Genomic DNA, 14,034 nt, shown 5'->3' with positions numbered 1-14,034 from the left:
CTGTTTGCAGGTATTTTCCGTTGTCTTGCCACCGCTTCCCGTTCAGTGCATGACATGCGGTTTTCGGGCGAAAAAAAGCCGCAGTCGATGCTGCGGCTTGAACTGAAACTTGGTCGGATGCTTAGTCGCCACCCGGCTCCATATGGGCCTGCAGATAATTCGGCAGGGTGACATCCTTGATCAGCGTCTGTTGCGTTTCCAGCCAGTCAATCGCTTCCTCGCAGTGTTCGAGCAGGTCCTCAAGCAGGTCGCGGCTGACGTAATCCTGCAGTTCTTCGCACAGGGCGATGGCCTCGATCAGCAGCGGGCGCTGGATTTCACGCTCGTACTTGAGGTCGCCGGCCAGGCATTCGACCACGTTTTCGCCGATCAGCAGCTTGCCGAGATTCTGCAGATTGGGCAGGCCCTCGAGGAAAAGAACGCGTTCGATGATTTCGTCGGCTTCCTTCATGACGCGGATTGACTGCTTGTACTGGTAGTCGTTGAGTTTTTCCAGGCCCCAGTTGCGGAACATGCGGGCATGCAGGAAATACTGGTTGATCGAGGTCAGCTCGTTCTTCAGCACCTTGTTCAGGGCTTCGATGACTTTCTTGTCGCCTTTCATGCCTGCTCCTTAAGCCGGGGTGCCCGAGCCCATCTGGCTCTGCTGGTAATTCTGGAGGCCGACCAGTTCGATCAGCTTCAATTGTTTTTCGAGGAAATAGGCGTGATCCATCTCGGTGTCCTCGAGCTGCACGGCCAGCATGTCGCGGGTCACGTAGTCCTGGGCCTTTTCACAGGCGGCGATGGCTTTCTTGAGTTCGCCGTCAACCTTGTACTCGACGTTGAGGTCGGATTTGAGCATTTCCGGCACGTTTTTGCCGATTTTCAGGGCATCGCGTCTGGAAAGGTCCGGCTTGCCTTCGAGGAAGAGGATGCGCTGGATGATCGCGCGGGCGTGCTGGCGTTCGTGGTCAGATTCGTGAATGGATTTTTCGGCCAGTTGGCCCAGTCCCATGTCAGCATACATTTCGCCGTGGATCAGGTACTGATCGACGGCGGTCAGTTCGCCGGCCAGCAGGTCATTCAGGATGTCGATGATTTTCTTGTCGCCCTTCATTGCATTCTCCGGAGTTCGTTGGAAGCTGGCGGCTGGCTGGCGGATATCGGCTGGCTTGCCTGAGCGGCCATTCTAGTCTGGTGAGGCGTCCTTTTCCACCCAGATGTAGCGTGCGACAGCATGTTCCAGGGCGAGTTCCACTTCGTCGGCGAGAATGACGGTCATCGGCTTCTGTTGCAGCACCCGAATCGGCCGGCTTTCAGCCAGGCCGTAGGCGGTCAGCTGTTCGCGCTGAAGCGGGTCGATCTCGTCGCCCAGGGCAACCAGGCGGACTTCACTACCCGGCGTGATGAAGGCGAGGGGCAGGCGGGCTTCGTGTTTCGGACTCATGGGCTTACCAGACAGCATGCAGGAGGATGTTGAACAGGCCGCCGACGAAGAAGGCGAAGGGGACGATGACGGCGACCATGCCGAGCGCGACTTTTGCTCCCTGTTCCTTGACCATCATCATCAGACTGGCGAAGCAGGGAACGAACAGGGTGATGGTGATCATGCCGACCACCGCCTGGATCGGACTCAGCGTGTGCGCCATGGCGAACAGGCCGGTGGCCCCGAAGTCGCGGCGCAGGAAACCCATCACGAAAGCGGCCGAAGCCTCTTTCGGCAGGCCGAGCCAGCCGGAAACCAGCGGTTCGCCGGCTTCGATGATGGCCGGCAGGCCGCCGCTCTTGTCCAGCGCATACATGATGAAGGTGCCGAGCAGGAAGAGCGGGATGACTTCGAGCAGATACCACTTCAGGCGGCCCCCGGTTTTCTTCAGTACGTTGCCGATGATCGGCAGGCGCATCGGCGGCAGTTCGGTGACCAGCGGGATGCGCCGGCCGGGGATCAGCTTGGCGGCAAGGAAGCCGGAGAGCAGCAGGATGGCAACCATGGCCAGCGCCCAGACCAGCACGGCGGTAAAGGAGACGCCGCCGAGCATGCCGAGCACGACGCCCAACTGGGCCGAACAGGGAATGGCCAGCGCGAGCAGAAAGATGGTGATCATGCGTTCGCGCGGCGAATGCAGGATGCGCGTGGTCAGCGTCGCCATGGTGACGCAGCCCAGACCCAGCACCATCGGCAGCACGGCACGGCCGTTGAGGCCGATCAGCGCGAACAGCCGGTTGGCAATCACGGTCAGGCGCGGCAGGTAGCCGGAATCCTCAAGGACGCCGAAGGCGAAAAAGAAGGTGGTGACGATGGGCAGGATCAGCGCCAGCGCGTAGGTCATGCCCATGGTCCATAAACCGTACTGGCCGACCAGCAAATCGGAGAGCCAGGCCTGGCTGACCGTCGCATTGACGAAGTTGGTGAAGGCCGGGTTGAGGATGCCTTCGAAAAGGTCCTCCTCGAGCAGACCGACCAGCGTGGTTGCGCCAAAAACGCCGACGAACTGGTAAACGGCGTAGAGCACGCCGAGCAGGATGGGCACGCCCCAGACCGGATGCACGACGTACTGGCCGAGGCGCTGCGACAGCAGCGGGCTGCTCCTGACGGCGCGCTGGATGACGCTGGCGGCGAGCGCGTCGGCCGCTTCGGTACGTTCGCGGGCGAGCAGGGTCGGCAGATCGCCGTCGGTACGTTCGGCGGCTGCGCGACAGCGTTGTTCGAGTTCGGCGAAATGTTCGCCGGCGGCTTCCCTGAGCCAGTCGGCAACGGCCGAGTCGCCGCCGAGGAAAAGAATGGCCAGGCCGCGGGCAGCCAGTTTGGGGTGCGGGGCAAGGCGCGTGATGGAGTCGGCCATGGCGGCGATTTCGGCTTCGAAATCGGCGTCGTAGCGCAACAGGGCTTGCGGCTTGCGGGCATTGGCCAGGCTGCCGGTCAGTTCGCCGATGCCTTCGCCGCCGGTGGCCACGGTGGCGAGGACCGGGATGCCGAGTTCTTCGGAAAGTGCGGAGATGTCGACGGTCACGCCACGCGCGGCGGCTTCGTCGTGCATGTTAAGCGCCAGCACCATGGGCACGCCGAGTTCGGCGAGCAGTGCGGTCAGGGTCAGGGTGCGACGCAGGTTCTTGGCGTCGCCGACCTGGACCAGGCAGCGCGAGTTCTCGTGCAGCAGGGCGCGCATCGTCGCCCGTTCGTCATCGCTGCGCGAGGGCAGGGCAAGTACGCCCGGGGTGTCGAGGAGCACGGCTGCGCGATCGAAGCGGGTATTGGCACGGGTGACTTCGACGGTGGTTCCCGGGTAGTTGGAAACATTGACGTAGGCACCGGTCAACCGGTGAAAAAGGACCGATTTGCCGACGTTGGGATGGCCGACGAGCAGGATGGCGTTGGCGGGCGAAAGAGAAGTATTCACGTTTGCGGAGACATTCAGGTTGGGGCGGCCAACCGGGGGTTTCCCCGGTCGACCGCCACTTTACGCCGTAATCCTCACCAGATGAAGAAAACCAGCGTCCATACCGTTGCCATCAGGCCGGCCGGCAGCAACATGGCAATGAAGGCAAGTGTGCTTTTCGGGAAGCCGGCTGTCGCTTTGCGGACCAAGCCCAAGGCCAGCCACAGGCTGCCGAGGCAGCCGGCGCTGAGCAGGCTGATGCGGAAATACGGCAACCAGCCCAGCCAGAAATGCTCGGCCTTGAGATGGGTCACAGTGAGCATCGACAGACCGAGAATGACGCTGGCGGCCGCGAGCGGGGTCAGCGCGAGGACGAAGCGTTGCCAGCTCAGTACCGGCGTTTTGAGCAACCGGGCGGCGAGCGCCGGGCCGACGAGCAGCGCACTGCCGAGCAGGAAACCGCCGATGAGCAGGTAGCCGAGGACCAGTGCGCCGTCCAGCCAGGTGAACATGTCGCTGGCTTCCGGGTAATGCGTCAGCAGCCACCAGGGCACGTCGTTGTCGAGCAGGGCGAAATGGTCGTGTTCGACCAGCCAGTCGGCGGCGGCCAGCTTGATGGCGAGCAGCCAGGGGCTGAGTGTCCACTGGAAGGCGGCAGTGGCGACGCCGAGCACGCCGTAGACGAGGGTTAGTGCATCCGGCGTGCGGGCCGGCGCGTCGAGGTCGAGGACTTCGGCGAAGGGCGAGCGGGCCGAGAAGGTGACGGCATCGCGCTGGCCGGCGCAGCGCCCGCAGCCGTGGCATTCGGAGGCGCTGGTCATGCGCCGGACGTCGAGCAGCGGGGCGCAATTGACCGGCTCGAAATCGCCCTGGTAACGATCCCATGCCTCGCGGTCAACCTTGTAGTGTACCGGCGCGATCTTGGCCAGCACGGCGAAGACGCCGGAGGCCGGGCACAGGTAGCGGCACCAGATGCGCTTTTCGCGGCCGTAGAGAAGGCCGATGACGATGGCGGCGATGGTCGAACCGCCGAGCACCAGCAACGCCGCCTGCGGATATTCGTAGACGCTGACCAGTTGGCCGTAAACCGTGGTCAGCACGAAGGCGACGAAGGGCCAGCCGGTCCATTTGAGCCAGCGCGGCAGCGCCTTGCCCCGGCCATACTGGCTGACCCATTCGGAAATGGCGCCTTCCGGGCAGAACAGGCCGCACCAGACGCGGCCCATGGTCACCGTGGCGATCATCACGCCCGGCCACCACAGGCCCCAGAAACAGAATTGCGCAAACAGCCGGAGGTTGTCCCAGATATGCGCGTCTTCCGGCGGCAGTGGCAAAAAGGCCGGGATGATCACCATTGCCGCGTAGAGTACGACGATGAGCCACTGCACGCTGATGATCAGCTTGCGGTGACGGCGCAGGAAAAGGCCGATTTTTGCGAGTCGACCGCTGGCGGCCGGTTGGTCCGGCGTTGGCCGGCTGGCATGGAAAGCGATGGCATGTTCAACCACGGCCGCTTCTCCGCCAGACGAAGATGACGACGCCCCAGTAGCTTGCCCAGGCGATCAGCGAAGTCAGCGCCGGGCGGGCGCGGTAGCCGGAGAAGTCGGCAATCAGCTTGCCGGCCTTGGTGCCGTCGTCGAGCAGGGCTGAACTGTCCCAGACCGGGTCGAGCAGCGGCGGCAGCCAGCCGGCGCCGAGCAGGCGGTCGATGGCGGCAATGAGCAGGGCCGAGGCGAGGATCAGCAACAGGATCGAAGAGAGGCGCAGGAGCAGGCCGATGTTCAGGCGGGCCAGGCTCTTGGCGGCCAGCCAGGCGGTGGCGCCGGCCCCGGCAAAGCCGGCGAGGGCGCCGAGCAGGAGCGCATTCAGGTCGCCTTCCTGGGCCATGCCGTAGAGGAAGATCACCGTTTCGGCGCCTTCGCGGGCCACCGCCAGCGCAGCGACGACGGCGACGCCGAGATGCCCCGATTTTTCGGCCGCGGCGGCGAGATCGGCATGCAGCCTGGCCTTCATCTGCCGCCCGTGTTTGCGCATCCAGAGCACCATCTGGGTGATCAGGCCGGCCGCGACGAAGAGCGTCGCCGTCTGGAACATGTCGAGGGCTTCGCCGGTCAGTTCGTCCTGGACGGTCAGCAGCGCCCAGCCGAGCAGCATGGCCAGCCCGGCACCGGCGGCCAGCCCGAGAAAGAGGGCGCGGCGGCCACTGCCGCTGTCGTCGTTGGCTTTCAGCCAGGCGTAGAGGATGCCGGCGATCAGGAAAGCTTCCAGGCTTTCCCGCCAGACCACGAAAAAGGCGTTACCCATGCTGAACTCCGTTGTGTTGTCTTGTTGGTCGATTTACTTGGCGACGATCCGGCCCTGGCCGGTTTCCGGGTGGAAGTCGTCGAAGAACTTGTAGGTGCCGGGCTTCATCGGATAGAAAACCAGGTTGCGCGTCACGCCGGGAGCGAGCACCAGTTCCTTCTTCAATTCGAGACTCTCGAATTCCGTGGCGCCCGGTCCCTCGTTTTTGACTTCCAGGCGAAAGCGGGTCAGGGCGGGCACTTCCAGCGTTTCCGGATAGAAACGCCCATCCTTCATGAGCAGCTTGTACGTGGGCATGTCGTCGGCCAGCGCAGCGGTCGACGCGAGAAAAAGGGCAAAAACCACGGAATGGAGAGCGTGTTTCATCGTGTTTCCTTAGTAGGCAATATTGGCGCGCAAGGCGAAGACCTTGACCGACTTGGCGTCGGCATTGCCGCCGCCGTTGCTGACGTACTGGAAGTCTGGCGAGAGTTCGAACTGCGGCGACAGGCGGTAGCGGTAGTAGATTTCGACGACCTTTTCGGCCCCCTTCGGCGTGAAACTGTAGGCCGGCAACAGGTTGTCGTTGTCGTAGTAGGCGGTCGCCGTGCTGTTGCGATAGCCCTTACCCGCTTGCAGCCAGGCGCCGGCAATGCCGATGGCGTCGGCGCCGCGGCCCCAGTAGCTGCCCGAGAATTCGGCGCCGGCCGTAGCCGCCTGGTTGAACGGCAGTTCGCCATTGACCAGCTTGCCGTAACGGGCAAAGACCCGCACGCCGTCGCCGATGCGTTGGTCGACCGAGGCGCCGATACCGGTGTGCTTGCTGGTCGTGACGCCGTCGAAATCGACGCCTTCCTTGCGGTTCCAGCCATAGATGCGGTAATTGCCGGTCAGGCCGCCAAACAATTTCAACTGCTTTTCGGCCTGCACCATGAGCAGCGGTGAAGACAGACTACGCTGGTAGTTGGCACCCTTGTCGCCGGCGCCGAACAGGCCGATCGACAGGCGCCAGGGTTGGGTCTTGTCGACGTAGTTCAGGTAGGAGGCGACGAAACCGGGCTGGAAGCCGTTGGCATCGACACCGACTTCGCCGGCCGCATCGAGCATCGGGTTATGCACGAAGACGGAATTGAGGAACTGCTTCGATTCGTCGCCGGCGGCAGCGTTCTGGTCGAAGAAGCCGAAAATGTCCATCTTGCCGAAGGTCAGTTCCAGCGTTTCGCGCGAATACGGCTTGAAGCCGAGGAAGGGCAGCGGGATCGCGGCCTGGTACCAGGCCTGGCCGAGGATGGTTACCGAGTCGTCCGGGCTGGCGCCGGAGGCGCGGAAGGCCAGCGCATTCGGTGCACTCGAGAAAAAGCCGAGATTCGAGAAGGCCGAGTTCAGGCCCAGACCCTGGCCCATGCGCAGATGGGCGAACAGCTTGTGCTCGATGTCGCCGACCGGGGCGAGCGGCAGTTCGACCGAGACGTCGGCGCGGTAATTGAGCTGGCTGCTGCCGTTCTCGATGCCTTGCGGCAGGCCGCTCGCATGCTGGCCGACCGTGGCCAGCGAAGCGCTGACCTTGATCCCTTCGAGGCCTTCGGCGATCCGGGCGGCCTTCTTCATTTCCAGCGCGTCCTTTTCAACGGCCTTGAGGCGTACCGTCAGTTCCGGCTCGTACTGCGACAGGCGCGGGCTGTCGAGGCCCTTGGCGATTTCTTCGCTCTCGCCTTCGAGGGTCTTGACCTTTTTTTCCAGCTCGGCGTTGCGCGCTTCCAGCTTTTCCATGCGCTCGAGCAGTTTTTGCAGGGTCGCGCTATCGGGCGCGGCGAAGGCGGGCAGGGCTAGCCCTGCCGCGACCAGCGCGGCAGACAATTGGCTCAGTTTCATGCTTAGTACCCGCCTTTTTTGCCGATGCCGACGTAGGTGAATTCGTACTCGACTTCAAAGGGCTTGAACCACGGGCGCACGCCGGTGGCGCGGTCGGTATGGCGGCCGAAATGGGCGTGCGGGTTGGCCGACGGCGGCAGGATGGTGTACTTCACCTTGTACTTGCCCGGACCGGCGAGTTTGACGTTGTCGCCGTAGTGCGGGCCATCGTTGGCGACCATCGGCATGAAATCACCGGCTACCTTGTAGTCGCCGCCGATCTTGGAGACTTCGAACTTGACCATGAGGTAAGGCATCCAGGCGCCTTCCTCGAAACCATTCGGGTTGTTGGCCAGGGCGTGGATGTCGGCCTCGAGGTGGATGTCGGAGTCGGTCGCCTTCTTCATCATGCCTTCCGGTTCCATTTCGACCGGTTGCAGATAGACGGCGGCGATTTCCATGCCGGCGCGCTGTTGCGGCACGCCGATCGGGTATTCGAGGGCAAGGGCCGGGGTAGCCAGGGCAGCGGACAGCAGCAGGGCAGAGAGGATGTGTTTCGGGGACAGCATGACAGGACTCCTGAGTGTCTCTGGCTGGCTGACCATTAAGCTGGCTTCCCGGGAGGGCTGGCTGGCGTTCTGGCTGGCTGGCTTGAGGGATGGTTTGAAATTGCGAAGGGTAAGAAAGGGTTTTTCGGGCTATTCGTTTCCGGGCTGGGTGACGAAGCCGATCTTGGTCAGGCCGGCGCGCCGCGCGGCGCTCATCGTTTCGGCGACCGACTCGTAACGCGTCGCCTTGTCGGCCTTGAGGTGCATCTCGACATTGGCATCCTGGGCGACGGCGTCGCGGAACTTCTGTTCGAGCGCCGACCGGTCGACCGCCTCGGAACCGACAAAAACGGCGTTGTCGGCGTTGATCGCGACTTGCAACGTCATCGGTTTTTCCGGCGTCGGCGTGCTCGAGGCGCGCGGCAGCTCGACCTTGACCGAATGCGTCATGAGCGGTGCGGTGATGATGAAGATGATGAGCAGGACCAGCATCACGTCGACCAGCGGCGTCATGTTGATTTCCGCCGTCGGTGCCTGGTGGTTCTGCGCGTTGAAGCTGCCCATGGCCATGATTACGCGACCTCGGCGGCAGCGCGGGCGCGCATCGGGTGGATCTGGGCGCTGTTGGCGACGAAGGGCTTGCCGACCGTAAAGAAGGCATGCAGGTCGTGCGCAAAGGCGTCGAGGTCGGCCAGGATGACGCGGTTGGCGCGGGCAAAGGCGTTGTAGGCAAAGACCGCGGGCAGCGCGACGGCGAGGCCGGCGGCGGTCATGATCAGCGCCTCGCCAACCGGGCCGGCGACCTTTTCCAGGGCGGCCTGGCCGGACAGGCCGATCGCGACCAGGGCGTGGTAAATGCCCCACACCGTGCCGAACAGGCCGACGAAGGGCGCGGTGGCGCCGGTCGTGGCGAGCAGGGTCAGGCCGTTTTCCATGCTTGCCTGGGTGCTCGACAGTTGCTGGCGCAGGGCGCGTTCCATCTGTTCGGCCGGGTCGAAGCGCGAGGCGAGGCGGCCGGTAACGGCTTCGCATTCGTGGTTGCAGCAATTGGCCTGTTCGGCAAGTTGGGCGTAGGGGCTTTCGCTGCCGGCTTCACGCAGGCGTTCGATGCCTTCGGCAAAGCTGGTGGCTGTCCAGAACTTGCCGACGGCACGGGCGGCGCGGCGTACCGTCCACCAGTCCCAGGCCTTGGCCAGGATCAGGTACCAGCTGGCAATCGACATCAGGGCGAGGATGATCGCGACACTGTGCGAGATGAGGTCGCCGCTCGCCCACAGATGGGCGAAGCCAAAGGCGTTGGCGGCGGTATCAGGGAGGGTTTCCTGCATGTTATTGCTCCAATTTGAAAATAATGGGGACCAGGACCCAGCTCTGAATGGCGGCATCGCCACGCTTGGCCGGTATGAATTTCCAGTTGCGTACGGTTTTCTGGGCGGCTTCGTCGAGGCGCGGGCTGCCCGACGAGGTCCTGATCTCGACGCTGTCGGCGGTGCCTTGCGGATTGACCGAAACGCGCAGGATGACCTTGCCTTCCTCGCCCATGCGGCGCGCCAGCGGCGGATAGGCCGGGGCCGGGTTGCGCAGGTAGTCGGCATCGAAGCGGGCCTGGCTGACCGGCTCGGCGGCGGGTGCGGCGGGTGCCGGTTTGGGATCAGGGGCGGCGACGGCCGGGGCGCTTGGCGCGGCGACCGTGCTGGTCGTCGTCTCGATGGCCGGGGTTGGTGTTTTCGGGGTGGGGGTCGGGCGTTGCTTGACCGGTTGCGGCTTGACGACCGGCAGCGGTTTGGCCTCTGGCGGCTTTTCCATTTCCGGGGCCTGCAGCAGGTCGACCACGAGTGGCATTTCCATGATCTGCGGCGCGATCGTTTTGGCTGCCAGAATCAGCAAAAAGATGCCGACATGCAGGCCAATGACGACACCGAGCAGACCGCTGCGCTGGAAAGGGGAAGGGCGTGACAAGACGTAACTCATGGCGTTTTTCAGGTTGAACCAGCCGCCTTGCGGGAAAAAACCCTTGGCTCGCTGGCGGTAAGCTTGCTGGCTACGGGAACGAGAGGTTTACAACGGAGAGGCTTATTTGGTCAGGATCAGCTTGTTTTCGCGGGTTACCCGCAGCAGGTAACGCTGCCCGGCATGCTCGATTTCGGCCGTGTTGCTGCCGCGCAGGATCTGCTCGCTTTCGAGGCGTGGGCGGTTATCGCTGCTTTCAGCCTGGGGCGGGGAGGGCGGAGTCTTGGACAAGGTGTTCATCGTGGTTCCGAATGCAAACGAGAATGGATCTTATTATTCGGTAATTGAGAATCGATGTCAACAACTTGTCCATGATCAGGGTGTGGCTTTAGCGTAGCGTGATGCGTTCGCCTGGCGCAAAGGCGGCGCTGACGATGCGGCCAAAGCCGGCAGGGCCTGGCTTCTGAAGAAAAATGCATGGCGTGTCGCTTTGCCGACACTGGGCGTGCAACCGCCGGCAATCTTGGCGGCTGATGCTGTCGGCCTGGCAGATGACGAGATCGGCAGAGCTCAGCGCGGCGGCGATGTCCTTCGGGTTTTCAAGCTGCTCGGCATGCTGTTGCAGAAAACGGCCGCCGCGTCCTTCGACGATGCCGCGGTAGGCTTCGGTTGCGCTGCTGTGCGTGCCGATGCAGAGAATGCACTTGCCGGTCAGAGCTGTCGCTTCATCGTCAGCTGCTGGCAGCCCGGGGATCTGTTCCGGCGCCAATGCGAGCTGTTTTTGGGCGCTCAGGTAACGTCGTCGCCAGTGCTCGGCCGCTGATTCCTGTTCTGCCAGGCGTGCGCTCAAGGCGTTGGCGCGTGCCTCGGCGTCGGTCGCTCGGCGGGCCAGGATCTGACGCTCCCGGAGGTCGGGCAGGCTTTGCTGCAGGGTGTGCAACTGGCCGGCCAGCTTGGCAGCCGCCGCTTCGTGTCCGGCCAGCTCGGCCCGCAACTCGGTGACGCGTTCGCCGAGTCGGGCGGTTTCCCGCGATTTCTCGGCGCGTTGAGCTTCGTTCTCGGCAAGTGCGGTATGCAATTGCCGGCGCAATTGCGCGTTGTCGCGCAGCAGGGCGTTCAAGGTCAAGACTTCGTTGGGTGGTCGGCTACGGTCGACCTGTCCGGGCGGCCTTTTTTGCCCAGAGGCTGGGGTGGAGGGGGCGGTGCGCGTCGCGTTGCTTGCGGCGAGCGAGGTTTTGGCGGCTCCGGGCATGTCGGCTCCTGGCGAGAATATCGCTGGCTGGCCGGGCTTCCGGTTGGCTGGCTGTTACGGGATGAGATTTCTTCTTAGCCGTGACCGGCGAACCTGGCTTCGTCACGTTCGCGATAAAGGCGTTCACATTCGGCATGGGCGGCGCAGATGGTCTTTTCAAGAAACCAGACACGTTGTGCGGTCGTGTTCAAGGAGTCGTTGGCTTCGCTCAGTTCAACGAGTTTGCGCCCCAGTTCAATGATGACCTGGCCGGACTCGAAGGCTTCCAGCCGTTTTTTCAGGTGCGAATTGAGGTCGGCAAGGCGGTTGATTTCGTTGAGTTGGGCGACGACCTGGCGAGCCGCCAGGCTGGCGCTGCGACGCTGGCTGCGCCGGGCCTGGCGTAGAGCGAGCCGGAACGATTCGTTTTCTGCCTCAAGATGCTGCAGATACTGACGATCAGCCGGTGTCAGGTAGCTCAGGTCGGTTTGGGGGCCGGCCTGATCGCGTTCAAGCAGGGCGCGATTCTTTAGTGGTGCAAGCATGCGATACCTCTCTTTTCTGGCTCGGACGGTGGTGATTGGTATGAACAGCGGGTTGGGAAATGCTGGAGAATGAGGTCTGCAGACATCATGGATACGGCGTCTGCCACGTATTTCGTCCAGGTTGTTGATAATGGTTCTCATCATAGACGTGCTATTTCTTGATGTAAACAAGAATTATTGTTATTGATGCGAATTGGGTTTTTGCTTGCGCTGCTCGCAAGGCAGGTTTGTCGCCGGAGAAAACAAAAAAGCCACGGCGCGGGCCGTGGCTTTTTCTGGGTAGGGCGTTTGAAGATCAGTACGTGCCGGGCTTTTTCTTGAACTTGCTGCGGTCACCATCGAACTTGCGCTCACCGTCGAACTTGCGTTCGCCGCTGAAGCCACCGTCCGTCCGACCTTCGTCCTGACGCAGGTTGATCGGCACGCCGCGGACGCGGGTGCGCTTCAATGCGTTGGACGCTTCGGCGGGCATGCCGGCCGGCAGTTCAACGGTGCTCGACTCGTCGTACAGTGCGATGCGGCCGATGAAGCGGCTTTCGATACCGGCTTCGTTGGCGATGGCGCCGACGATGTCCTTGACCTGGACGCCATGGTCGCGACCCACATCGATGCGGTAACGCACCATGTCGCCGCTCGGTGCCGAGCGGGTCGGGCGTTCTTCGCGGCGCGGCCGCTCGCCGCGATCCTCGAAGCGCGGCTTGTCGCCACGGTCTTCAAAGCGCGGACGGTCACCTTGCGGACGCGGCGCACGGTCGCGCTCGCCAAAGCTGCCCGGACGGGCGCGGCTGTCACGGTTGTCGAAAGCAGGGGCCGGGGCCGGACGCGGATCTTCACCGGCGATCTGCAGCGGCTTGCCTTCCTGGGCCATCATGGCCAGTGCGGCAGCCACTTCTTCGGCGCCGACATTCTGCTCTTCAGCAATTTGCGAGACGATGTTCGAGAAGAAATCGAGGCCTTCGGCATTGAGCACTTCAACGACCTTTTGCTTGAAGTCGGTAACGCGCTTGTTGGTGACGTCGGCGCGGCTCGGCAACGTCAGCGGTGCGATCGGCGAACGGGTGGCGCGCTCGATCGTGCGCAGCATGCGGATTTCACGCGGGGCGACGAACAGGATGGCGTTGCCGGTGCGGCCGGCACGGCCGGTACGACCGATGCGGTGCACATAGGCTTCGGTGTCGTACGGGATGTCGTAGTTCACGACGTGGCTGACGCGCGGCACGTCGATGCCGCGGGCGGCAACGTCGGTAGCGATGACGATGTCCAGGGCGCCGGACTTCAACTGCTCGATGACGCGTTCGCGCATCTGCTGGTTGAGGTCGCCGTTCAGGGCGGCAGCGGCATAACCGCGGGCGGAGAGCTTGTCAGCCAGTTCGACGGTCGCGGTCTTGGTGCGCACGAAGATGATGGCGGCGTCGAAGTCTTCTTCAACTTCGAGGATGCGGGTCAGGGCATCCAGCTTGTGCATGCCGGAAACCTGCCAGTACACCTGACGGATGGCGGCGACGGTGGCAGTGGCCGACTTGATCTTGATTTCGCGCGGTTCGACCAGGTATTTCTGGGCGACGCGGCGAATCTGTTCCGGCATGGTGGCCGAGAACAGTGCGGTCTGGTGCTTTTCCGGGGTGCGTTCGAGAATCCATTCGACGTCGTCGATGAAGCCCATGCGCAGCATTTCGTCGGCTTCGTCGAGAACCATGGTCTTCAGGTTGTCGAGGTTGAGCGTCTTGCGCTCGAGGTGGTCCATGACGCGACCCGGCGTGCCGACGATGACGTGGGCGCCGCGCGACAGTTGCTTGAGCTGGATGGTGTAGCTCTGGCCGCCGTAGATCGGCAGGACGTGGAAGCCGGGCAGGTTCTTGGCGTAGCTTTGCAGCGCCTCGGCAACCTGGATGGCCAGTTCGCGCGTCGGGGTCAGGATCAGCGCCTGCGGCTTCATCAACTTGACGTCGATCTGTTCCATCAGCGGCAGGGCGAAGGCAGCGGTCTTGCCGGTGCCGGTCTGGGCCATGCCGATCAGGTCGTGACCTTCGAGCAGGATGGGAATGCACTGGGCCTGGATGGGCGACGGGGTTTCGTAGCCGATTTCGATCAGTGTCTGGAGTAGCGTGGGGCTTAAGCCGAGATCGGCAAAGCTTTCAGCGGGTGATGTCATGCTGTTTCCTTTCGACGCCGCTGCTTGCTTTTATTGGCTTGCGGCGTGTATGCCCGATGGTCGGGCGGCCTGAGTTCCCCTGACGCAGCTATGCCTAGGGGGCGATTCAATGGTG

Annotated in this window: 16 protein-coding genes; all 16 read right to left on the bottom strand. The window is 63.1% G+C overall.

What is annotated here, in order from left to right; translation table 11 throughout:
- Positions 1-121 precede the first annotated feature (121 nt).
- Positions 122-604 (bottom strand): bacterioferritin, encoded by a 483-nt coding sequence (gene bfr / locus KI612_RS14835; protein WP_226440843.1) that lies wholly within the window; start codon positions 602-604, stop codon positions 122-124.
- 9 nt (positions 605-613) lie between these two features.
- Positions 614-1,099: a bacterioferritin gene (gene bfr, locus KI612_RS14830; RefSeq protein ID WP_226440842.1), complete on the bottom strand. Its 486-nt coding sequence runs from the start codon at positions 1,097-1,099 to the stop codon at positions 614-616.
- A 72-nt stretch (positions 1,100-1,171) separates the two neighbouring features.
- A complete protein-coding gene (locus KI612_RS14825) occupies positions 1,172-1,429 on the bottom strand; it encodes a ferrous iron transport protein A (protein WP_226440841.1) in 258 nt (85 codons plus the stop codon).
- 4 nt (positions 1,430-1,433) lie between these two features.
- On the bottom strand, positions 1,434-3,380 hold the full coding sequence (gene feoB / locus KI612_RS14820; protein WP_226440840.1) for a ferrous iron transport protein B: 1,947 nt from the start codon (positions 3,378-3,380) through the stop codon (positions 1,434-1,436).
- 74 nt (positions 3,381-3,454) lie between these two features.
- Positions 3,455-4,867 carry a 4Fe-4S binding protein gene (locus KI612_RS14815; RefSeq protein ID WP_226440839.1) on the bottom strand — a complete coding sequence of 471 codons (1,413 nt, stop codon included), beginning with the start codon at positions 4,865-4,867 and terminating at the stop codon, positions 3,455-3,457.
- Positions 4,860-5,663: an FTR1 family iron permease gene (locus KI612_RS14810; protein ID WP_226440838.1), complete on the bottom strand. Its 804-nt coding sequence runs from the start codon at positions 5,661-5,663 to the stop codon at positions 4,860-4,862. Before KI612_RS14810 ends, KI612_RS14815 begins: the two co-directional genes overlap by 8 nt.
- A gap of 33 nt (positions 5,664-5,696) precedes the next feature.
- Positions 5,697-6,029, bottom strand: a complete 333-nt coding sequence (locus KI612_RS14805) for a cupredoxin domain-containing protein (RefSeq protein ID WP_226440837.1) — start codon at positions 6,027-6,029, stop codon at positions 5,697-5,699.
- A 9-nt stretch (positions 6,030-6,038) separates the two neighbouring features.
- Entirely contained in the window at positions 6,039-7,514 is a 1,476-nt protein-coding gene (locus KI612_RS14800) for a carbohydrate porin (protein WP_226440836.1), read from the bottom strand.
- A 2-nt stretch (positions 7,515-7,516) separates the two neighbouring features.
- A complete protein-coding gene (locus KI612_RS14795) occupies positions 7,517-8,062 on the bottom strand; it encodes an iron transporter (protein ID WP_226440835.1) in 546 nt (181 codons plus the stop codon).
- A gap of 129 nt (positions 8,063-8,191) precedes the next feature.
- The gene (locus tag KI612_RS14790; RefSeq protein WP_226440834.1) at positions 8,192-8,611 is read right to left on the bottom strand and encodes an ExbD/TolR family protein; all 420 of its coding nucleotides are present in this window, start codon (positions 8,609-8,611) and stop codon (positions 8,192-8,194) included.
- Between the two features lie 2 nt (positions 8,612-8,613).
- Positions 8,614-9,369 carry a MotA/TolQ/ExbB proton channel family protein gene (locus KI612_RS19910; RefSeq protein WP_319002953.1) on the bottom strand — a complete coding sequence of 252 codons (756 nt, stop codon included), beginning with the start codon at positions 9,367-9,369 and terminating at the stop codon, positions 8,614-8,616.
- A gap of 1 nt (position 9,370) precedes the next feature.
- On the bottom strand, positions 9,371-10,000 hold the full coding sequence (locus tag KI612_RS14780) for an energy transducer TonB (RefSeq protein ID WP_226440833.1): 630 nt from the start codon (positions 9,998-10,000) through the stop codon (positions 9,371-9,373).
- Between the two features lie 114 nt (positions 10,001-10,114).
- Complete coding sequence (hemP, locus tag KI612_RS14775; RefSeq protein WP_226440832.1) at positions 10,115-10,291, bottom strand: hemin uptake protein HemP; 177 nt, start codon at positions 10,289-10,291, stop codon at positions 10,115-10,117.
- Between the two features lie 88 nt (positions 10,292-10,379).
- Positions 10,380-11,111: a DUF2325 domain-containing protein gene (locus KI612_RS14770; protein ID WP_226440831.1), complete on the bottom strand. Its 732-nt coding sequence runs from the start codon at positions 11,109-11,111 to the stop codon at positions 10,380-10,382.
- A 206-nt stretch (positions 11,112-11,317) separates the two neighbouring features.
- Complete coding sequence (locus tag KI612_RS14765) at positions 11,318-11,767, bottom strand: hypothetical protein (RefSeq protein WP_226440830.1); 450 nt, start codon at positions 11,765-11,767, stop codon at positions 11,318-11,320.
- A 295-nt stretch (positions 11,768-12,062) separates the two neighbouring features.
- Complete coding sequence (locus KI612_RS14760; RefSeq protein WP_226440829.1) at positions 12,063-13,919, bottom strand: DEAD/DEAH box helicase; 1,857 nt, start codon at positions 13,917-13,919, stop codon at positions 12,063-12,065.
- Between the last annotated feature and the right edge of the window lie 115 nt (positions 13,920-14,034).

The organism is Quatrionicoccus australiensis, from assembly GCF_020510525.1.
Lineage (GTDB): Bacteria > Pseudomonadota > Gammaproteobacteria > Burkholderiales > Rhodocyclaceae > Azonexus > Azonexus australiensis_B.
Note: the sequence above shows the minus strand (reverse complement) of the source record. Positions and strands in the feature narration are given on the sequence as shown.

Excerpts from the sequence above, each read along its gene's own strand:
- KI612_RS14800 (WP_226440836.1), bottom strand. The coding sequence starts at position 7,514 with ATGAAACTGAGCCAATTGTCTGCCGCGCTGGTCGCGGCAGGGCTAGCC.
- hemP (WP_226440832.1), bottom strand. The coding sequence starts at position 10,291 with ATGAACACCTTGTCCAAGACTCCGCCCTCCCCGCCCCAGGCTGAAAGC.
- KI612_RS14795 (WP_226440835.1), bottom strand. The coding sequence starts at position 8,062 with ATGCTGTCCCCGAAACACATCCTCTCTGCCCTGCTGCTGTCCGCTGCC.
- KI612_RS14760 (WP_226440829.1), bottom strand. The coding sequence starts at position 13,919 with ATGACATCACCCGCTGAAAGCTTTGCCGATCTCGGCTTAAGCCCCACG.
- KI612_RS14805 (WP_226440837.1), bottom strand. The coding sequence starts at position 6,029 with ATGAAACACGCTCTCCATTCCGTGGTTTTTGCCCTTTTTCTCGCGTCG.
- bfr (WP_226440843.1), bottom strand. The coding sequence starts at position 604 with ATGAAAGGCGACAAGAAAGTCATCGAAGCCCTGAACAAGGTGCTGAAG.
- KI612_RS14825 (WP_226440841.1), bottom strand. The coding sequence starts at position 1,429 with ATGAGTCCGAAACACGAAGCCCGCCTGCCCCTCGCCTTCATCACGCCG.
- KI612_RS14790 (WP_226440834.1), bottom strand. The coding sequence starts at position 8,611 with ATGGCCATGGGCAGCTTCAACGCGCAGAACCACCAGGCACCGACGGCG.
- KI612_RS19910 (WP_319002953.1), bottom strand. The coding sequence starts at position 9,369 with ATGCAGGAAACCCTCCCTGATACCGCCGCCAACGCCTTTGGCTTCGCC.
- KI612_RS14810 (WP_226440838.1), bottom strand. The coding sequence starts at position 5,663 with ATGGGTAACGCCTTTTTCGTGGTCTGGCGGGAAAGCCTGGAAGCTTTC.
- bfr (WP_226440842.1), bottom strand. The coding sequence starts at position 1,099 with ATGAAGGGCGACAAGAAAATCATCGACATCCTGAATGACCTGCTGGCC.
- KI612_RS14765 (WP_226440830.1), bottom strand. The coding sequence starts at position 11,767 with ATGCTTGCACCACTAAAGAATCGCGCCCTGCTTGAACGCGATCAGGCC.